Below are 19,212 nucleotides of genomic sequence, written 5' to 3'. Positions count from 1 at the left end.
CTGGTGCCCCGGCTCGTGCCCACCGTGGACGTGGTCGCCGACGCCGGATATCTGACACCCATTGCCGAGATGTCTCTCGGGCCGTGCCCACGTGGGGCGGTGCTGATCCTCTACGCCGGCGATGATCGTGAGGAGAGGGACGCCATGATGAACGATCTCGCCGCCCACGGATACGAGTCCGTAGCCCTCGACACCGAACAAGTCGACGACAGTGCGCATGGGATTGCGCTGGCGCTGGCCCGCCTTGCCGAGCGGGGCTGGGGCAGTGAACAAGTCGGCGTGGTTGGCTTCCGTGCTGCTGCTGCATCAGCACTGTGGACAGCGGCGACGTTCACGCTGGGTGCAGCGGTCAGCGTCGACATCTCCGTCCATGCCGGAGCGTTTCCTGACGTGGAAAGTTGGCTCGGACAATTGACGACACCGTGGTTGGGGCTGGCTGCCTCCCGGACACCGGGTGGTGTCGGTACTCATCTTTGGCCTCGCTGGCCGGCCCTGCGCACTGTCTCAGCTGTCCACACAGAGTTTGTCTCCTATCCGGCTGCAGCCGAGGGCTATTCGATCGACGCAGTCGACGTGCATTCGTACGCAGCAGCGTTCGACAGTTGGCAGCGCACAGCCGAGTGGCTCGATGCGCGTGTCGTGCCGCGGTTGACGGCCCGTTCGGCCTCATGGCGGGCCACCTTGCCGGGCTCCGCCGGTGAGCCCTGAATCTTCGGGGATTGACCGTTTCCGATCCGTGGAACTTGCGCATACGACCCAGGTGCGGAGTGCGAGACGCTCATCACACCAGAAAGTGAGGAAAGCGATCATGGGTAACTACATCGTCGATGATCGGGCGGCGGGGAGATTCCTGGTCAATCGGGCAACCATGGTTGATCCGGACGTGCTGGCCCGCGAGCAGGAGGCGGTGTTCGATGCCTGCTGGCTGTATGTGGGCCATGAGACCGAACTGAAGCGCCCCAACGATTTCGTCAGTCGCTCGGTCGGGGGCCGGCCGCTGATCTTTGCCCGGGATTCGCAGGGTTCGATTCGGGTGTGGGTCAATTCCTGCCCGCATCGCGGCGCGATGCTGTGTCGAGAGAGCAAGGGTAACGCCCGGTTTCTGACCTGCTTCTATCACGGCTGGAGTTTCAGCACAGGCGGCGGATTGGTTTCAGTTCCCGGTGAGGATGCTTATTCCGAGGGATTCGAGCGGCCCAATCTGGCCGCACCAGCGCGAGTCGACTCGTACCGCGGTTTCGTCTTTGTCAGCTTCAACGCGGGTATCACCGATCTGCGGACGTATCTCGCTGGTGCCGCCGAGTACCTCGATCTGGTGGCCGACCAGAGCGAGGTCGGGATGGAGGTACTCGACGGCAGCCACGAGTACTCGGTAAAGGCAAATTGGAAACTACTGGTGGAGAACAGCATTGACGGCTATCATGCCTCCTCGACTCATCAGCGTTATTTCGAGATGATGCTGGCCGCGCACGGCAGCCTCGACCCCTCTGCGGTATCGGACTCCATCGCGGTGGATTTGGGCAATGGCCATGCCGCGATAGTCGGAGCGCCTGCGACTGCGAATCTGTTCGGCAGACCCCTGTCGGTCTCCGGGCAGCAGCAGCGTGCGGCGAGATTCAGCAGACTCCGGCGTCGCTACGGTGAGGCCTGGGTGGACCGGATGTCCGGAGCTCGAAACATGGTCATCTTCCCCAACCTCGTGATCATCGATCTGGTGATGGGGGTGTTGATCCGGAAGATAGACCCGGTGACACCGAGTTCGATGGAGGTCACCGCCTGGCATTTCGCCCCACCGGAGGAGGAAGCCGAGTTGCGCCGGCAACGCCTCGACAACTTCCTCACGTTCTGGGGTCCGGGCGGCCTCGCCTCACCTGATGACGTGGAAGCCTTGGAGACCTGTCAGCGCTCCTACGCCGCGCGCAAGGAACTGCCGTGGTCCGACATCTCCCGAGGGATGCACCGCGCCGTGCCGCTCGGCTCCGATGAGCTGCAGATGCGCACATGGTGGCGACGGTGGAACGAACTGGTGGCAGGTGAGGCTGCCCAGCCCGAAACCCATGGCGAACTCGGCACCTTCTATACGGCCGCTCGCCAACAGCTCTGCGCCGATGACGCGGCGTCCGTTTCGACACGATGATCTGGAGAACCTGATGAGTCACCTTGAGCTCACCGACGACCAGCAGGCTGTTGCCGAGCTTGCCCGGGGAATCGGCATGGAAGCGCTGTGGCCTGCCGCTCGCGGGGTGGATGCCGGCGATCCGGTGCCGGATACATTGGCGCAGAAACTATTCGACAGTGGACTTACCGTTCCGGTGCCTGAGAGCCTCGGCGGGCCGGGGATCGGCGATGCTGGCACGTGGCTGATCGCCCTGGAGAATCTCGCGTACGGAGACGCCGGGATCACCTTGGGTGCGATCACCACCGGTTGCGCCGCGATGCTCCTTGCCCGGCATGGCGGGGCCGATCATGAACCACTGGTTCAACGGTTGGTGAGTGGCTTTGGTCCGACGGCCGCAGTAGCCCTATACGAGCAGTATGGGCGTGGCGCAGCAGAATGGGCGACCTCGATTGCCGTCGCTGACGACGGTTCAGCACGAGTAGTCGGTACTAAGGTCGGTGTGCCGTTGGCCGCGAGCGCCGACTATTTTGTTGTCGTCGGGGTGGACTCGGATACCGGTGGTGCTCGCGCGGTCCTGGTCAGGCGTGGCACAGTCGGGGTCTCAGTTGAGCCTTACGGCCCGACACTCGCTCTCGGGGGCGCAGCGTGTGGATCGGTCACCTTCGACACGGTCGTTCCAGCCGGCAGCGTCGTGGGCTCGGCGCAGGAAGCAGGGGCCATCCTGATGTCAGTCGGGATGCTGCGGCTGTCGATTGCCGCCGTCGCACTCGGCGTCGCGCAGAGATCGTTGGACTATGCGGCGCAATACGCCACTGAACGTGTCGCCTTCGGAAAGCCTATCGCCGCGTTCCAGGGTGTTTCGTTTCCGCTGGCCGATGCCAGGATGCGCATCGATGCGGCGCGATTGGAGATCGCGGAACTGGCCGCGAGTCTCGACGCCGGCGACCCCGACAGTGCCGACGATGTAGTGACTCTGATCAGCCGTGCCGTCGCCTATGCCACCGAGGTTGCCAACACGACGACCCGGGCCGCACTGCAGACGCTCGGCGGCCACGGGTACATCACCGATCACCCAGTGGAGATGTGGTTCCGCGTCGCGGCGACGTTGTCGACGCTCGACTCGGATCCGTTGCTCTCCCGGTTCCAGCCTGTCCTCTAGATCCGCACACGAAGAACGGACAATGACGATGCCTGTCGAGCTGAGCAAGGAACTCCAGCAATACGTGGCCGAACTGCGCCAGTGGTCGGTCACCCACTGCCGACCTCATGCCCGCGAGGTTGACCGCAGCCACCGTATCTCACCGCGGTGGCCGGAAATCCTCGAGACGGCGACCGTGCCCTTGGGGCTGCCTGGCCGCGAGCCGATACCGGACTTCGGTGACGGCTACTGGGTCACCCGCCTGGCGTACTACGAGGCCCTCGCATACGGCGACGTCTGGGGTCTGTATGCGATTGGTAACGGGATCGGCCATCTCGTCGTGAAACATATCGGCACTGCAGACCAGATCCGGCGTTGGCATGACCCGGTGAACGAACAGGGTTGGATTACCGGCTTCGCGCTGACCGAGCCTCACTTCGGGTCGGATACGAGTCAGGTTTCCACCACCGCCGTCCGCGACGGTGACCGCTGGGTCCTCAACGGTGCCAAGATCTACTGCTCTTATGGCGCCATCGCCAACTACATTGTGGTCTTCGCGACAATCGACAAATCGTTGGGCGGGGCAGGTATTCGTGCTTTCGTGGTCGAGCGCGATACCCAGGGATTGGTGATCACGAAGGCCAATGAGCACAAGCTGGGTCTTCGGGGCTGGCCCACGACCGCTCTGGCGTTCGAGGATTGCCGTATCCCTGTCGACCATGCACTGGGCTGGCAGGACGGGGAACTTAACCCGAGCCTGCGTGGCCAGTCAGCTGCGTTGTCGGCGCTCTCGCTAAACCGGCCGAACATGGCGGCCATGGCGATCGGTATCGCGCAGGCTGCTGTCGACCTCACTGCCGGCGAACTCTCAGACAACAAGACTGAGTTCGATACGCATCGGTGGGCGGCTGTCACCGAGGACATCGCGATGATGAACGCCACTCTCGAGCGCGGCCGCAGGACTGCCCGTGCAGCGCAGTCACTGCTCGACGCGGGCACCCCTGACCGCGCCGCTGCGGCGACGGGAAAGGCGTACTCGCCCGCGAGCTGTGAACGAATTGTGCTGCGGTGTCTTCAGTTGCTCGGGCCGGAGTCCGTCGGCGAGCGCTGGCTGCTGGAAAAATGGTATCGCGATCTCAAGATCATGGATATCTACGAGGGATCTGGCGAGATCCAGCGCCTGATCATCGCACGCTCACTCATGGGATCCGCGGCAGCGTAGCCGCGTCATGGATCGAGGAGAAATGATGGACGATACCGCCACGGTCGAAATGGTCAGATCCGAGGCCAGTGCTGAGGTTCTGGCTGCCGTTGTGCGCTTTTTCTTCCGCGAAGCTGATCTGTTGGATCGCTGGCAATTACACGAATGGTTGGACTACTTCGATCCCAGCGCCCACTATTCGGTACCGACAACGGACTTGCCTGGAGGCGATCCCGACCGGGATCTGTTCCTGGTCCATGATGATCGATTCATGTTGGAGCAACGGGTCAATTCGCTGCTGACGCGAAGTGCACATGCCGAGTATCCGCACTCGAGGACCAGACGAATCATCGGCAACGTGCAAGCCTGGGTGGCCTCGGACGGGAACGTGGAGGCGACGGCGAACTTCGCCGTTCACCGCATTCGGAACGGCAGCATGGACACCTACGTCGGTCAGTACCGCCACAGGTTGATACCCGACGAGGAGCGCGGCTACCGCTTTGCCGCACGCACGGCAGTGCTGGATCTCGACGCCCTGCGGCCTCACGGAAAGGTCTCGATCATCCTATGAACCGACTGGCGAACAAGGTGGCTGTAGTAACGGGAGCCAGTCCCAACATCGGTGGTGCCATCGCGCGGGGATTCGCCGCCGAGGGCGCCGCCGTAGTCTGCACCGACATAGACCACGAGGTGGCCGAGAAGTGCGCCCAGAGCATCATCGATAACGGTGGTCAGGCTTGTGCTATCGCTGGTGATGTCACCGATCTCCGGCACGCCGATGCGGTGGTGCAGGTGGCGGAGGAGCGATTCGGGGGAGTTGACATCTTGGTCAACAACGCAGTGTGGTTCAACCGCAAGGGGATTCTGACCGCGTCGATTGAGGAATTCCGGCGACAGCTCGATGTCATTGTGGGCGGGGCCTTTCTGCTGACGAAGGCGGTCAGTGGGTCGATGATCCAGGGCTGCCACGGCGGCAGCATCATCAACGTGCTCTCGACTGCCGCATGGCAGGGTGAGCCGGGCAACGTGGGGTACTGCACCGGCAAGAGTGGCTTGTTGAACTTCACCCGCTCGGTGGCCATGGAGCTGGCGCAGTTCGACATTCGGGTCAACAATTTCACGCCGACTGCGACCGTACCTGCCCAGGCCGCGTCATCGGGAAAGCGATGGCAAGTGCCGCCCGGCGAGTACCGGATGGACTTTTTCGGTGCGGTGCCGTTGTCGCGGCTTCCCACGCCTGCCGACTACGTGCCGGCGCTGGTGTACCTGGCATCCGACGAGTCGGTCATGGTGACGGGTACGAATCTCACTGTCGATGCGGGTGCCACCGCCCGATACTGGCCGTGGACACCGCATCCCACAGAAATGGAGGTCTGAGGTGCATCGACGGATTGTCGGGCCGGTCGAAGGCATGTCCAAGGGCAGCACGATGACACTGGCGGGCGAGGTTCCCATCGCTGTCTTCCGGACTGACGACGGCAGTTATTACGCGACTTCGGACTCCTGCACGCACGAGAACTGGTCGTTGGGCACCGACGGTGATCTCGACGGCACAGAAGTCATCTGTCCGTTGCACATGGCCCGCTTTGATGTCGTAACGGGTGAAGCCACATGCTTCCCAGCAAGTATCGGGTTGCGTAGCTACCAGGTCGAGATTGTCGACGGCGTCGTTTACGTCATCGTGTAGCTTCGTCGCCGCGTCTGCCGACGGCTGTTGGTAGTCAGGGCAACGACGCGAGATCGACGGCCTACGGGTTGGTCTCGCCGTAGTACTCGGCCAGCGCGTCAGGGTTCATGGCAATCTTTCGGTACAACTCGACGGCGGCCTGCTTTTCGGAAAGGCCACCGGTCCCCAGCAGGGCGTGCATACTTCGCACGGACAGTGGCGACGTGCGCTGCAGGAAGGCTCTTCGTCGATCGATCGCGTATTCATCGAGAAGGTTGTCGTCTGAGCCTTCCAGGACGGAACTCAGGGCATCGGTGAGCGTGTATGCATCGAGCAGCCCGCTTGCTCCTCCCATACCCAGAGTCGGATTGGTGACGTGCGCGGCGTCACCGGCGAGCAGAACGCGCCCGTGCCGAAAGCTGTCCGCAGCTCGTTCATGAATGCGGTAAGTGCGCCAAGCGGTCAGCTGTGGCCCTGCGTTCTCGCCGGTCGCGGCGCGAAACACCCCGAGTATTCGCTGTTCGGTCTCGTCCTGGGGCAAGCTGTGTGGCTCCGCGTAGACAAAACGCCAGCTCCAATCGTCAATCCGGCCGGCGACGGCCGGCCAGGGGTCCCCGATGCAGTGTGTGATTTCGGAGAAGCCCACGTCGGACCAGTCGAACGCGGTGGTGGTCGCCACGAAGCGGTGTGGCCAGGTCCAACCGGCAAACCCGAGTCCGATTGACCTGCGCACGAGGCTGTGTGCGCCGTCGGTGCCGATCACCCACTCGGCCGTGGTCACGAGCTGGCCATCGGGTCCGTCGGCGGTGATGATGACGTCGTCCCGGGTCGGCTCCAGCGTCGAAATGCGAGTCTCGTTGTGGATGTGGACGTTCCGGTATTGGGCCAGATGTGTCATCACCACTTGGGTGAGAGCGTTGCGGCAGATGTGCAGCGTGTACGGGAATTCGACACGGTCGCCCAGCGCGGTCAAGTCGACCTTGATGCGCTCACCATTTTCGTTCACGAGAATCGTCCACGTTCTTCCGACCAGCCCGGCGGAGCGGAGGTCGTCAAGAACACCCAAACGGTCGAGTCCAGGCAACGCCGACCAGTGATACACCATGTCGTGAAGAGATTGAGAGTGGTCTGGTGCCGCTACGGCGGTCTCGGGAGTGCCCGCCTCGAACAGCGTGACATCGATTCCGCGGCGCGCCAGACCCAGGGCGGTGATCAGTCCGACCGGTCCCGCCCCGACAATGACGACGCGGGTGTCAGCCATCGATCGATTCTCCGGTTCTTCGCGAGCTCGAACGGCCAATGTAACTCGCCCGGCTCGGGGTGAGCGGACAGGTTTCCGGGGGCTGGAACATTCCCCGCCAAGCTAGCCGACGGACCACCTATGGTGGCCTTACGTCAATGCGGCCGGGGTGCCACGGCCGGGGACAACGGAGTGCCCATGGACCATGTCGATGCCACGCCTTCCATTCTGTCGAAGGCGTTCGACCTGCTGCGTGCCTTCAACTCCAACGAACGAGTCATGACCCTGACCGAACTGTCGGAAGCCAGCGGTCTGGCCAAATCGACGGTGCACCGCCTACTCGCCCGGCTGATCGACCTCGGCGCTGTAGAGCATCACCGCAGCGGATACAAGATCGGTATCGAGATCTTTCGGCTTGGGGTGACCACGCCGGCGGCAGGCATGCGCGACGTGGCGATTTCCCATCTGGCTGCGTTGCATCGTCACACGGGGTGCACGGTCCATCTAGGGGTATTACGGTCCTTCGACGTCGTGTTCCTGGAGCGGCTGTCGTTGCAGGGTGGGCCGTTCGCACTGTCAGGGGTCGGTGGCCGGCTGCCGGCGAACTGCACCTCGCTGGGGAAGGCCATGCTTGCCTACACAGACCTCGTCGATCTCGAGTCCTTCCTGCCGAATCCGATGCCGAGGATGACGGCGGCTTCGATCACCGAACCGCGCACCTTGATAGAGCAGTTGGTTGAGGTGCGCCGGACCGGACAGGCATACGAAAGTGGCGAGGCTCAACCGGGGCTCGCCTGTTCGGCGGCGCCCATTCTGGTCAACGGCCTTGCGGTGGGCGCGGTGTCGCTCTGCGTCCCAGGGGGCGGCGCCATCGACGTCCGCACGGGTGCGGCGCTGCGCGATACGGTCGGGCAGATCGCGCGCGATGTTCGAGGCCGGCTCGCCGAGGGACATTCGTACTGGTTTCCCAGGGATTTCTGACGACCGGCTCCAATGTTCCGAGCGCTGCGGGAATCTAGGTTCCAATCGCTGGAATTCCCAGGGGCGGTTCGTGATCCGGCGCCGCGAGGATGGTCGTGAATCCTCGTGATCCGAACGGAGACCGCTTCCTTATGGGAACGTCCAACGACTACCAGCACGACGGCAGTGCGACGGGCCGGGATGGACCGTTGTGTCCGGGTGAGGGTCTGCTCGACCCCAGACCCATTGTCGTCGGCGTCGACGGCACGAGTGGGGACCGCGCTGCCGTCAATTGGGCTGCGCAGGAAGCAGTTCGCCGAAGCATCGACCTGGTCGTGGTGCACACTACCGACGCGACTGCCGTGTGGCCGGCACTGGCGAGCGTGGTCGATCCGCTGCCACGGCCGCTCAGTGCCGACGCCGTTGCCGTCGGTCGGGCAATTCTCGACTCCGCTGTGGAGTCCATCGCAGTGTCCGCGAGCGCTCGGCTGAATATCGTGCCGACGTTGTACGAGGCGTCCACCGTTCCAGCGCTCGTCCATCTGTCTCGTCGAGCGCAGTTGGTCGTCCTGGGCGCTGGCGGTACGCGAAGCTGGGGATGCGTTGGGTCAGTCCTACCCTCCATCGTCCGCCGTGCAGAATGCCCCGTGGCAATCATTCCCGCCGAACTGTCTGGACCGAGGTCTGCGCAGCGTGCTGTGGTCATCGGCACCGATCGGCTGACCGGGGCTGAAGATGCCTGGGCGATCGGGTTACACCGAGCCAGTCTTACCGGGGGCGACGTCGTCGCTGTGGTGCGGCAATCACACCGCGGTGATGAACGATGGATGGCGGTGCGACACGAGCTTTCGCCTTGCGTACCGGTGTGGGCTCGGTTGATGGGTTCGCCGCGGACCCACCGCGCCGCCATCCTGCAGGAATGCCAACGAGCCCAGCTCCTGGTCCTGGCGATTGGCCGACCTCGGCCGGCCGGGATCCGCCGTGCGCTGGCTGTCGTCAGGCTGGCACGTAGGACACGGCTGCCTGTCCTCGTTGTGATGGGGTGATCGGTCCGACGCTAACACCTGTGCAGGAGGTAGTCGGCGTTGTGCACGAGGATCCCGGAGGCAACGTCGGTACTGATCAACTCGAGGTCGGCGGCAGAACGGATGACCGAAGGCGCCGCCGTCAACTGCCCGGGCACAAATGGATGATCGGTGCCGACCATGACGTGATCTGCGCCGAAGCGGTCGACTAACAGGGGGATGTTCGCCGGGTTGAAGACCAGGGCGTCAACCCAGAGTTTGCGGGTCAAAGCATCGAGGTCCTCAGGATCGGCACCGGATACCTGCGCGCGCAATCGCAGCCGCGGGTACACCCAGGGATAACTTCCGCAACCGTGTGCCAGCACGACCTGCAGTCGAGGATATGCCTCCAAGACACCGCCGAACACCAGCGCCGTCGCCGCGATCGCGGTGTCGGTGAGCATGCCGATACCGAAGTCGTAGATCTCGCCGGAGCGGCGGATGATGCCGCTGCCACCGTCCATGGGATGAACGAACAGGATGGCGCCCAGGCGTTCTGCCGCTGCGAAAAACGGCCGTAATGCCGGGTCGTCGAGCTCACGGTCACCGATCACGGTTCCGATCTCGACGCCGAGGAGTTTCAGGTCGACGATCAGTCTCTCGAGTTCGGCGACGGCGGCGTCGACATCCTGCAACGGAACGGTCCCCAGTCCGACGATACGGCCGGCCGCGGCACCGACGTTTTGAGCGATGCCGTCATTCATGCAGCGGGCAAACTCCGTGGCCTCGCGGGGAGGCGCCCAGTACGTGAGCGTCACTGGCACAGGCGATATCACCTGGGTATGGATGCCGGCCACGTCGAGTTCTGCCAGCCGTGTCGGCAAGTCCCACAGCGACGGTTGGACTGTTCTGAATATGCTGTTCCCGCGCATAATTTGGCCGGCATCAGGTCCAGGTACAAGGACCGGCCAGCGATCGTCTCCGGCATCGGTGAAAGACGGCAGTTCCAGAGGGAAAACGTGGGCGTGAACATCGGTCACAGGAGTGGATGGGGACATGTACCAGCTCTCCTTCCGCCTCGGCTCACACGTTAAGGCGGCCCCTGGGGTCACCCGAAACATGTGTTCCGGCCACCGGAATCTAGATCTAGCTCGACCTTCGCTGCTGAACACACAGCACGACAGTTGCGCCCAACGCTAGGCAGGCTGCCGCGTCCACGCCGTCTCACGTTCCGCCGGCTGGAACCGGCAGCCTGCGTCACACCGATCTTGGGTACCGCACCGGTTCACCCGGGTGCGTGCCTAGGTGTCGCTGGCCTGACGTTCCGTGGGGCACACCATCGGGACGACGAACTCCTCGAGCATGGCTCGCTCGTCGTCGGGGTCGTGGCCGGGGAAGATCAGCAGCGAGGTGAGCACCCGGACCAGCCAGCGGGCGCGCCGGTGCACGAAATCGGGATCGTCGAGTCCCAGCGAGAGCAGAAACGCCGAACTGAGCGCCTGGATCACCTCGGACTGTTCGGCCATCTCCGCACCGATGGGTGAGTTGGCAGTGGCGAACCACGCTGACAGCGCAGGGCTTTCGCGCACCAGGCGCAGTGAGGCCGTCACCCCTGAGACCAGGCGCTCGCACGGGTCCCCGATTTCGTTGACCAGTTCACTCATCTGCTCGTGGAGCCGGAGGGCCTCGCGATGCACGTACGCGGTGTGCAGTGCTTCGCGATTATCGAAGTAGCGATAGAGCGTCGCCCTGGAACACCCTGCGGCGCGGGCAATTTCGTTCATGCCGACACCGGCGATGTCGGATCCAGCGAACAACTCACCGGCGGCGTCGAGAATCCGGTCGGACGCGACCTCGGCGCGCCGGGAGCCCAGCCAGTCTCTGCCGGCCATTATCGCGCCACCCGGAACGGTACCGACAGCGGGCGGCGCACGTAGCTGCCGCCGGCCCACACCACTCCCGCGGTGTCGATCTCGTAATCCGGGCAGCGGGCCAGCAGTTCGGTCAGCGCCACCCGGGCCTGCATTCGCGCGGCCGCCGCGCCCAGGCAATGGTGAGCGCCGTGGCTGAACGTCAGGATGTTGCGTGGCCGGCGTTGCACGTCGAGTTCGCCTGCGTCGTCGCCGTATACGCGTTCGTCGCGGTTGGCCGACCCGTAGAGCAGCAGCACCTTGCGGCCGGCGGCAATTGTCCTGCCGTGCAGTTCGACGTCGCGGATGACCGTTCGGGCCAGGCCCTGCACCGGGGAGGTCAGCCGCAGGAACTCCTCGACGGCGTCGGCGATGAGGTCGGGATGCTCGACGAGCAGCCGGCGCTGGTCGGGCCGTTGGTGCAGGAGCTGAACGGCGCCGCCAAGCAGCCCGGTGGTGGTGTCGTTGCCGCCGGTGACCATCGTGAAGGTGAAAGCCAAGACCGACAGGGTGCCGGCGATGTCGCCGTCGGCGCCCACGCCGGCGGCCACCAGGTGCGAGACCGTGTCGTCGCCGGGATCGCGCCGGCGCCGGTCGATCAGCTCGGTGAAGTAGCCCATCATCGAGCCAACGGCGTCACCGACGGTGGCCAGTGCGCCGCCGATCCCGTCGGCGGAGGTGTTGGCCGCCACGATGGCCTCGGTCCAGCCGTCGAACTGGTCGCGATCCTCTTCGGGAACACCGAGATAGTGGGCCACGACCATCGAGGGCAGCGGTTTGAACAGGTCGGCGACGATGTCACCGCTGCCCGCGGCGCGCAGCCGCTCGATACGGTCGACGACGAACTGCCGCACCGCGGGTTCGACGGCCTCCACCTGCCGAGGGGTGAACCCGCGCGACACCAGCTTGCGGAACTCCGTGTGTACCGGCGGATCCTGCATCACCATCGGCGGGTTATCTTGCAGCCCAATCAGTTCCAGTTCACCGTAGGTGACGGTCAGGCCCTGGGCCGAGGAGAACGTCTGGTGGTCGCGGGCCGCCGCCCACACGTCGTCGTGGCGGGAGAGCACCCAGTAGTCCTGGCCCGGGTTGTGCCCGGCGACGTGGTGTACCGGGTCGTGGTCACGTAGGGCGCGGTACATGGGCCACGGGTCGGCCCACGTGCGGGCGGTGGCCAGCGCGAAACGGGCATCCGCCTCGTGAGACATAACGGCGGGCATGTCTTATATTTACGACACCTGGGCGAGTGTGTCAAGACGTCTGTGGAGGTTCCGCTCAACGATGGCGGATTCCGTTCGAATAGGGCGGACGATGGCGGGGCCGCTCTATTGCCACCGATGTGCGGGCGTGGGAAGCGATATGCCGCGCTGCGCCTGGAGGTCGGTAACCACCGCAGCTTCTTTGCAGCGACTGCTGGGTCGGCGGAGTTCAGAATCGACCCGGAGCGCCATCGCGTCGAGGGCCGAGTTGGCGAGGGGCTGGTCGATCCCGCGGTTGCTTCGATTCCAATCCAAGGTTCCGTCCAGGCGGCGGGGTATAGCTGCCCGATCGCGCAGAGAAGAATCGAGGCTCTGTCTGGCAACAGATTTCGTAGAGATGACTGCGTCATGTCAGAATCCGGCGTGGTGGCAAGCTATGGGCGCCACGTGGGAGCCGGGTTCATTTCATGATCCGGGCCGCGCGCTTGGCGGTAGACAAAGGCCAATTCGGTGCAATTGGAGGAGGGGGTTTGTTGTGCTTGAGAAAACGCGAAACTACCTGCCGGCATTGGAGATAGCGCTAGAATCTGGGAGTGGATTCCACGGCGACAACGACAGGCGCGGAGGTTGCTCGCACCCTATGGAACATCGTACAGGGACTCTTGCCGTGGTTACCGTGCGATCGCCGTCATGGGATTGATTCGTTCTCGACCGAAGAGCTGACTTCGGTCATTGCGGCTGGTATTCCGGGCGCAAGAATCGAACGCATTGCCGTTGAGCGGGATTCGCGGAGTACAACCGACCGGGCACGTCTACATCTGACCTGGAATGCCGCCGGACAGAATGCACGACTTCCTGCGATGGCATTTGCAAAAGGTACGCCCAGCCAGGTGTCCACACGGATCATCAATGCTGCCTTCGGGTTATGCGAATCCGAGGTGCGGTTCTACAACGAACTTCAACCGGCGGTCGCCGAGGCGACTTTGACTCCCTACATAGCGCGGCTGGGATCCGGTGGACGTTTCGCGATTGCGCTCAACACCATCGATCCCACCGATGCCACGTTCTTTGCGACCGGCGACACCGTCACCATCGCTCATGCCGAGGCGATGATGGACACGCTGGCAAGATTGCATGCGCCATTCTGGTGCTCGCCGCGGTTCTCCGCGGATCTGTCCTGGGTCACCCCCTACTCTCGTCGGCGCGGCTGGCCCATTGCCCGCGGAGTCATGCCTGTCTACAACAACATGTGGCTGCAGCGGCGCGATGATGTGCCGGCGTCGGTGAAGAAACTGACCTCGTTCTACTTGCAACATCGACGTGCATTTGAGGGGGTGTGGGAGCGCCTTCCTCCCACCTTGTGTCACGGAGATACCCACGCCGCAAACACATTTCTGCGGTCCGACGGATCGGTCGGCGTGTTCGATTGGCAACAACTGCATCGCATGCACGGCATGCGCGATGTCACCTATTTCATAGGGTGGTCCCTCGAACCCGATATACGAAGGGCCACGGAAAGAGAACTCATTGCACGTTATCTTGATGGTCTCGCTCGAAACGGCGTGACCGAGGTTCCCAGTCTCGCCGAGGCGATGAAACTGCACAGCCTGTTCATGATCGATGCGTGGAGTTCGGTCTGGCCGGCGCTGGCTATCTATAACGACGACATAGGACTTCAGCAAAGGCTTCTTCGTCGGTTTGCGGAAACTCTGCTCGACCTGGATACGGCCCGCGCATTGCGGAGTGCTCTTGCTGACTGACCGCTTCGGACGCTAGCCCTGATGCTGGCGGCTCGTCACCTATCCCGTGGTGAGGCGGCGCGGGGCGTAGCTTGTGGTCTTAGACCTTGGCGTGGGTGCTTGGCTGGTCCACTGCTGTGGCCTGCATGGCGGTGATCGCCGACTTGCGGTACAGGTAGCCCAGCTGTTGCGCAACGAAGGGCAGGCTGACGATCGGCGCGATGAGCCAAGGCAAGTTCTCGTAGATCAGAACGATGGTGATGTCCCAGAAACCACGACGCGGAAAGTCGGAGAAGCCGTGGCGGACTTCGGCGAGGTAGTACACGAAGAAGACGGTGAGCATCATCGACATCGTGAAGAAGCTCCACCACAGGGGTTTGATGCGCTTGGCGGGATCATTGCCGGCTTTACGGAGCTTGAACCATGCCGCGAGCAGAATGCATGCGCCGCCGACCGCGACCACTTCCATGCCGAATAGCGCCCCATCGCTGGTCAGATAACGGGTATCGGCGACCCCGTAGTACCACCAGGCGAAGCCCCATTTGTCTTTGTCAGTCAGGTGCATCAGTCCAAGGCTGTCCCCGACTAGCCAGGGCAGTTCCCACCACAGCTCGCTGCCGACCGCCGCGGCAACAAACCAGATCATCTGGAACTCGTTGGCTCGTTCCAGCATGGTGCGCTTCTCGCCGGGCACGTCGATCCACGAGGTGATGAACACGATGACAATCGGTGTGGTGAACAGAAAACACGCCACGACGCCCACTTCGGGCGTCATCGGAATGGCGCCGACACCCACTCCGATCACTACTCCAGCAACGAACAACGTCGATGCTGCGACGCACGCCGTATAGATCATGCGTCGTCGCTTGGCCCACGGCCTCGCGAAATCGTGCTGTTCCAGGACCGGGGTGGTCATAGATGTCCTTCCCTGAGGGCCCAAGGCGGTTCCGATAGAACCGGACGGTTAAAAAATAGAATCGCCGTTCTAGACGGTAGCAGTGCGGGGATCACGGCACAAGACGTTTGGTCTCGGAGCCTCGGCGGCGACATCGTGGCTGCCTATACTGGCGGTCGATCGAGCGGTCAGCGGATGGGCAGTGTTGGAGGTCGTTGTGGCTGAAATCTCCAACATTCGCGACGCGCGGCGCGACATGTACCGCCAGCAGATCATCGCCGCAGCGGAGTTCGAGTTCGCCAGGGCGGGTTTTGACAAGGCGAAAGTCAGCGACATCGCGCGTACGGCTGACCTGTCGCTCGGGACCGTGTACAAGACCTTCGACGGCAAGGATGCCATCTGGAATGCGCTCAACCGTCAACGTCTTGATGAGTTCGTCGCGTACGGACGACGCGCGACCACCGGAATTACCTCACCGCTGGAACGCGTCTTGTATCTGGCGCGGGCCGAATTCGTTTACTTCACTGAGCACCCCAACTTTCTGCGGCTCCACCTGGCCGAAGGACTAAGCTGGGCTACGGCGCAGCCCGAAGTGGGGCGAGGAAGCCAACGTGACACGTGGCGGACCGGCATCGACATGATGGTCGGCTTGGCCGAAGAGGTGGTTGCCTCCAGCGACGCTCCTACGATGAAACCGACGGTGCTGGCCGGCTTGGTGATCTCAACCCTGCAAGTGTGGCTGTCGGACTGGTTGCACTCGGGCTCTGACCGCTCCGCCGACGCTGCGGCGGGAGAAATGGTCAATTACCTACGAAACTCGTTGACTGCAGGACTGAATGTTCTCCCGGTCCGATGAGAACCGCTGATGGCAGGCTGCTCCAATAGGCGATCAAGCAGGCGGAGAATCTCGATGACTCTGCCCGTAGGGCAGTGCATCGGCGCCTGAGAGAGTCCAACGCGCCGGGTCGGCCCAGACCTGAAGGCGCCGAATGAAAGGGGAGTCGGAAACCCACACGGGGCCGACGCGCGTCAGCGTCAGCTGGGCCCTTCGACATCGGACATCAACACCCGCGCCCCGCCGGTCGACAGTTCCGCCATTGCGGTGAAGAACGTGCCGGCCTCGGGCGTTGTCACCGCCAGGCAGGCGGCGTCGTAGTTCGGGTAATACAGGTCGAACATCCGATACGCGGGAGTGGGGCCGCCGTCCTCCTTCGGCCACACCTTGGACGCTTCAAGCCGGGTGTAGCCCGGAATCTTGCGCGCCTGCTCCAGTTAGGCTGTGACATAATCGGATTCGAAGGAATTTGGATCGGTCGGGTTGTCGTAGATGACGGTGATCTTGGTCTCGGACACTCGGTTCCTTTCGGCGAACTGTTGTTGCTTCCCGCGCTGAACTCGACGGGGTCCGTGCTAGATGACCGCACCCGGGTTGAGGATGCCGTCGGGGTCCAATGCGGTCTTGATCCGGCGGGTGAGCTCCATCGCCTCCGGGCCCAATTGCCCGGCCAACCATGGCTTCTTGAGTCGCCCCACGCCATGCTCGCCGGTGATGGTGCCGCCCAGCGAGACAGCGAGGTCCATGATCTCGCCAAAGGCGAGGTGGGCCCGCTCGGTCATCGCGGCATCGTTGGGGTTGTAGACGATCAGCGGGTGAGTGTTGCCGTCACCGGCGTGAGCGATCACCGAGATCGTCAGATCGCGGTCGGCCGCGATCTTGGCCACCCCGCTGACCAGCTCGGCCAGCGCCGGCAACGGCACACCGACATCCTCGAGCAGCAGCGAGCCCTTGGCCTCCACCGCGGGGATGGCGAATCGCCGCGCCGCCACGAACGCTTCCCCCTCGGCCGGATCGGCCGTCGAAAAGCACTCGGTGGCACCGGCTTCGGTGAAGACCTGAGCCATGAACTCGGCGTCCTGGGCACCGGCTGGCCCGCGGTCGTCGGAGGCGGCCACCATGATCGCCGCCGCGGAGCGATCCAGACCCATCTTCAGTTTGTCCTCGACGGCGTTGATCGCCACCGAGTCCATGAACTCCAGCATCGACGGCCGGATCCGGCCGGTGATCGTCACGACGGCGTCGGCCGCGGCCTCCACCGAGTCGAACGTCGCCACCACCGTGCACGCCGACGGCTGCGGCGGCAGCAGCCGCAGCGTCACCTCGGTGACCACCCCCAGCGTGCCCTCGCTGCCGACGAACAGCTTGGTCAGCGACAGCCCGGCAACGTCCTTCAATCGCGGCCCACCCAGGCGCACCGCTGTGCCGTCGGCGAGCACGACCTGCATTCCCAGTACGTAATCGGTTGTCACGCCGTACTTCACACAGCACAGCCCGCCGGCATTGGTGGCGATGTTGCCGCCGATGCTGCAGATCTCGTAGGACGACGGGTCGGGCGGGTACCACAGGCCGTGCTCGGCAACGGCCCTCTTCACCTCGGCGTTGAGCAGTCCAGGCTGCGCCACCGCGGTTCGGGTCACCGGGTCGACGGTGATGTCGCGCATCTTCTCCGTCGACAACACGATGCCGCCGTCGATCGCGGTGGCCCCGCCGGATAGCCCGGTGCCCGCACCACGGGGGACGACGGCGATGCGGTGGGTGCTGGCCCAGCGCAACACGGTCTGCACCTCCTCGGTACGGGTGGGCCGGACCACGGCCAGCGGCGTTCCGGCCGCGGGATCGGCGGCCCGGTCGTGGCGGTAGGACGCCAGGATGTCGGGGTCGGTGACGACGACACCGTCGGGAAGTTCGGCGGCCAGCTCGGCCACGGCGCTCACGGCCATGCGCACATCGTAGGCGGGCGACGGTTGGGAGCCGATTGTCACAGCACCTCGAACAGCGTCATGGTCGCAGCGTAGGCGGGGCGGCCGGGCCGCCGGCGTCGAGTTCGCGAAGCGCCGGCAGCCACGGGCAGGCGACCGCGATGACCAGGATCGGCACGGCCAGGACCAGGAACGTCACCTTGAGCCCGAAGGCGTCGACCAGGGGACCGGCGAGCATGAACCCGAGCGGGCCCGCCGCGTAGGCCATCGACGTCATCACCCCAACTACCCGGCCCCGTAGCTGCTGGGGCGTGCGGGTCTGCATGACGGAGTTGTAGATCGGCCCGATCGGTCCGTAGACCAGGCCGATGAGCGCCGCCAACGCCAGGATCACCGGCAGCGGTGGCAGGAATGCGATGGCGATGCTGGCCACGCCCAGCGTCAGGACCGCCACCAGGATCGTCGTGCGCCGGCTTGCGACCCGCGACAGCACGGTCCAGCTCAACGCCCCGATCAGCCCGCCGATGGCCAGCGCCATGAGCACCCAGCCCAGCTGGGCCGGCTCGTTGCGGTCGGTGAAGTACTTCGGGAACAGGACACTTTCCATCGGCAGGTAGAGCCCGGTCACCGCCAAGGACACCAGGGCCAGCGTCCGCAAGACCCGCTCACTCCACACGAAGCGCAAGCCCTCGACGATCCCCGAGACCACCCCGTCGGGCCGCGTGTCGTGATCGGGGCGCCCGGCGCCCTCGAGCCGGAGCAGCCCGGTGGCCGCGATGGAGAGGGTGAACACCGCGGCGGTGGCCCACATGGTGTTGACCCCGCCGATGGTCGCGATCAGCAGGCCGCCGACACCGGGACCGGTGATGTAGGCGAGGTTGAACACCGCCTCGTAGATGCTGTTGGTGTGGTCGAGCGACCATCCGGCCCGGCCGCCGGCCTCGGGCAGCATCGATTCCCGGGCGGTCACCCCAGCCGGATCGAAGAAGGCGCCGAGCGCGGCCAGCGCCGCCAACACGACGGTGTCGAGCACCTCGGTGCCGAACACGATCGCCAGCACCGGGATCGCGGTGACCGCCACCGCCGACAGGGCATCGGAGAGCATCGCGACCCGCCGGCGCCCGGCGAGGTCGACGGCGGTGCCGGCAACCAGCGTCGCGAGCAGCAGGGGCAAGGTCGCCGCACCGGCGACGATCGAGGCGTCCACCGCGCGTCCGGTGCGCTGCAGGACCAGCCACGGGAAAGCGACCATGGAAATGCCGTTGGCGCCCGCGGCCAGAAAAGTCGACGACAGGATCAGCAGCGCGGGGATGCGCGTGGTGCTCACCGGCAGGAGCTTATTTTCTCGCGCCCTGGCGCGGACCGGGGCACAGTGGACCGGTGA

Annotated in this window: 19 protein-coding genes; 11 read left to right on the top strand and 8 right to left on the bottom strand. The window is 64.3% G+C overall.

From position 1 onward, the window contains the following. Positions 1–15: 15 nt before the first annotated feature. From ADBZ9K_RS09900 to ADBZ9K_RS09870, 7 genes are read left to right on the top strand one after another with little or no spacing between them, the layout of a single operon-like run. Entirely contained in the window at positions 16–708 is a 693-nt protein-coding gene (locus tag ADBZ9K_RS09900) for a dienelactone hydrolase family protein (RefSeq protein WP_526619886.1), read from the top strand. Between the two features lie 28 nt (positions 709–736). After that, on the top strand, positions 737–2,137 hold the full coding sequence (locus tag ADBZ9K_RS09895) for an aromatic ring-hydroxylating oxygenase subunit alpha (protein WP_526619885.1): 1,401 nt from the start codon (positions 737–739) through the stop codon (positions 2,135–2,137). Positions 2,138–2,150: 13 nt separating this feature from the next. Next, complete coding sequence (locus ADBZ9K_RS09890) at positions 2,151–3,278, top strand: acyl-CoA dehydrogenase family protein (RefSeq protein WP_526619884.1); 1,128 nt, start codon at positions 2,151–2,153, stop codon at positions 3,276–3,278. 22 nt (positions 3,279–3,300) lie between these two features. Then, complete coding sequence (locus ADBZ9K_RS09885) at positions 3,301–4,479, top strand: acyl-CoA dehydrogenase family protein (protein WP_526619883.1); 1,179 nt, start codon at positions 3,301–3,303, stop codon at positions 4,477–4,479. Positions 4,480–4,504: 25 nt separating this feature from the next. Next, positions 4,505–5,029, top strand: coding sequence for an aromatic-ring-hydroxylating dioxygenase subunit beta (locus tag ADBZ9K_RS09880; RefSeq protein WP_526619882.1), 525 nt, complete (start codon positions 4,505–4,507; stop codon positions 5,027–5,029). Continuing rightward, positions 5,026–5,835 (top strand): SDR family NAD(P)-dependent oxidoreductase, encoded by an 810-nt coding sequence (locus ADBZ9K_RS09875; RefSeq protein ID WP_526619881.1) that lies wholly within the window; start codon positions 5,026–5,028, stop codon positions 5,833–5,835. Before ADBZ9K_RS09880 ends, ADBZ9K_RS09875 begins: the two co-directional genes overlap by 4 nt. 1 nt (position 5,836) lies before the next feature. Beyond that, positions 5,837–6,145, top strand: a complete 309-nt coding sequence (locus tag ADBZ9K_RS09870) for a non-heme iron oxygenase ferredoxin subunit (RefSeq protein WP_526619880.1) — start codon at positions 5,837–5,839, stop codon at positions 6,143–6,145. Between the two features lie 61 nt (positions 6,146–6,206). Here the strand turns inward: ADBZ9K_RS09870 and ADBZ9K_RS09865 are convergent, their stop codons facing one another. Then, positions 6,207–7,385: an FAD-dependent oxidoreductase gene (locus tag ADBZ9K_RS09865; RefSeq protein WP_526619879.1), complete on the bottom strand. Its 1,179-nt coding sequence runs from the start codon at positions 7,383–7,385 to the stop codon at positions 6,207–6,209. Between the two features lie 177 nt (positions 7,386–7,562). Between ADBZ9K_RS09865 and ADBZ9K_RS09860 the strand changes: the two genes are divergently transcribed. Then, positions 7,563–8,345 (top strand): IclR family transcriptional regulator, encoded by a 783-nt coding sequence (locus tag ADBZ9K_RS09860; RefSeq protein ID WP_526619878.1) that lies wholly within the window; start codon positions 7,563–7,565, stop codon positions 8,343–8,345. Between the two features lie 89 nt (positions 8,346–8,434). Then, positions 8,435–9,370, top strand: a complete 936-nt coding sequence (locus tag ADBZ9K_RS09855) for a universal stress protein (RefSeq protein ID WP_526619877.1) — start codon at positions 8,435–8,437, stop codon at positions 9,368–9,370. Positions 9,371–9,381: 11 nt separating this feature from the next. Here ADBZ9K_RS09855 and ADBZ9K_RS09850 read toward each other — a convergent pair whose 3' ends face one another. From ADBZ9K_RS09850 to ADBZ9K_RS09840, 3 genes are all read right to left on the bottom strand, one after another. Next, a complete protein-coding gene (locus ADBZ9K_RS09850) occupies positions 9,382–10,386 on the bottom strand; it encodes an amidohydrolase family protein (protein WP_526619876.1) in 1,005 nt (334 codons plus the stop codon). A 243-nt stretch (positions 10,387–10,629) separates the two neighbouring features. Further along, positions 10,630–11,220 (bottom strand): TetR/AcrR family transcriptional regulator, encoded by a 591-nt coding sequence (locus ADBZ9K_RS09845; RefSeq protein WP_526619875.1) that lies wholly within the window; start codon positions 11,218–11,220, stop codon positions 10,630–10,632. After that, positions 11,220–12,458 carry a cytochrome P450 gene (locus tag ADBZ9K_RS09840; protein WP_526619874.1) on the bottom strand — a complete coding sequence of 413 codons (1,239 nt, stop codon included), beginning with the start codon at positions 12,456–12,458 and terminating at the stop codon, positions 11,220–11,222. The genes ADBZ9K_RS09845 and ADBZ9K_RS09840 overlap by 1 nt, the downstream gene beginning before the upstream one ends. Before the next feature lie 572 nt (positions 12,459–13,030). Here ADBZ9K_RS09840 and ADBZ9K_RS09835 point away from each other — a divergent pair. Then, complete coding sequence (locus ADBZ9K_RS09835; protein WP_526619873.1) at positions 13,031–14,197, top strand: phosphotransferase; 1,167 nt, start codon at positions 13,031–13,033, stop codon at positions 14,195–14,197. A gap of 79 nt (positions 14,198–14,276) precedes the next feature. Here the strand turns inward: ADBZ9K_RS09835 and ADBZ9K_RS09830 are convergent, their stop codons facing one another. Continuing rightward, entirely contained in the window at positions 14,277–15,092 is an 816-nt protein-coding gene (locus tag ADBZ9K_RS09830) for an Emopamil-binding protein (protein ID WP_526619872.1), read from the bottom strand. A 196-nt stretch (positions 15,093–15,288) separates the two neighbouring features. Between ADBZ9K_RS09830 and ADBZ9K_RS09825 the strand changes: the two genes are divergently transcribed. After that, positions 15,289–15,927 (top strand): TetR/AcrR family transcriptional regulator, encoded by a 639-nt coding sequence (locus ADBZ9K_RS09825; protein ID WP_526619871.1) that lies wholly within the window; start codon positions 15,289–15,291, stop codon positions 15,925–15,927. A 179-nt stretch (positions 15,928–16,106) separates the two neighbouring features. On the opposite strand, the gene ADBZ9K_RS09820 is transcribed toward ADBZ9K_RS09825, so the two are convergent. The 3 genes from ADBZ9K_RS09820 to tap form a co-directional block, all read right to left on the bottom strand. Next, the gene (locus ADBZ9K_RS09820) at positions 16,107–16,292 is read right to left on the bottom strand and encodes a hypothetical protein (RefSeq protein ID WP_526619870.1); all 186 of its coding nucleotides are present in this window, start codon (positions 16,290–16,292) and stop codon (positions 16,107–16,109) included. Positions 16,293–16,481: 189 nt separating this feature from the next. After that, positions 16,482–17,849, bottom strand: coding sequence for an FAD-binding oxidoreductase (locus ADBZ9K_RS09815; RefSeq protein WP_526619869.1), 1,368 nt, complete (start codon positions 17,847–17,849; stop codon positions 16,482–16,484). Positions 17,850–17,907: 58 nt separating this feature from the next. After that, positions 17,908–19,155, bottom strand: a complete 1,248-nt coding sequence (gene tap, locus ADBZ9K_RS09810) for a multidrug efflux MFS transporter Tap (protein ID WP_526619868.1) — start codon at positions 19,153–19,155, stop codon at positions 17,908–17,910. Between the last annotated feature and the right edge of the window lie 57 nt (positions 19,156–19,212).

The organism is Mycobacterium sp. (assembly GCF_965229265.1).
Classification (GTDB): Bacteria; Actinomycetota; Actinomycetes; order Mycobacteriales; family Mycobacteriaceae; genus Mycobacterium.
This window is presented reverse-complemented; position numbering and strand designations above follow the sequence as displayed.

Coding starts and splice junctions, on each gene's coding strand:
- ADBZ9K_RS09875 (WP_526619881.1), top strand. CDS start 5,026: ATGAACCGACTGGCGAACAAGGTGGCTGTAGTAACGGGAGCCAGTCCC.
- ADBZ9K_RS09885 (WP_526619883.1), top strand. CDS start 3,301: ATGACGATGCCTGTCGAGCTGAGCAAGGAACTCCAGCAATACGTGGCC.
- ADBZ9K_RS09845 (WP_526619875.1), bottom strand. CDS start 11,220: ATGGCCGGCAGAGACTGGCTGGGCTCCCGGCGCGCCGAGGTCGCGTCC.
- ADBZ9K_RS09830 (WP_526619872.1), bottom strand. CDS start 15,092: ATGACCACCCCGGTCCTGGAACAGCACGATTTCGCGAGGCCGTGGGCC.
- ADBZ9K_RS09815 (WP_526619869.1), bottom strand. CDS start 17,849: ATGGCCGTGAGCGCCGTGGCCGAGCTGGCCGCCGAACTTCCCGACGGT.
- ADBZ9K_RS09840 (WP_526619874.1), bottom strand. CDS start 12,458: ATGCCCGCCGTTATGTCTCACGAGGCGGATGCCCGTTTCGCGCTGGCC.
- ADBZ9K_RS09890 (WP_526619884.1), top strand. CDS start 2,151: ATGAGTCACCTTGAGCTCACCGACGACCAGCAGGCTGTTGCCGAGCTT.
- ADBZ9K_RS09860 (WP_526619878.1), top strand. CDS start 7,563: ATGGACCATGTCGATGCCACGCCTTCCATTCTGTCGAAGGCGTTCGAC.
- ADBZ9K_RS09855 (WP_526619877.1), top strand. CDS start 8,435: ATGGTCGTGAATCCTCGTGATCCGAACGGAGACCGCTTCCTTATGGGA.
- ADBZ9K_RS09850 (WP_526619876.1), bottom strand. CDS start 10,386: ATGTCCCCATCCACTCCTGTGACCGATGTTCACGCCCACGTTTTCCCT.
- ADBZ9K_RS09880 (WP_526619882.1), top strand. CDS start 4,505: ATGGACGATACCGCCACGGTCGAAATGGTCAGATCCGAGGCCAGTGCT.
- ADBZ9K_RS09865 (WP_526619879.1), bottom strand. CDS start 7,385: ATGGCTGACACCCGCGTCGTCATTGTCGGGGCGGGACCGGTCGGACTG.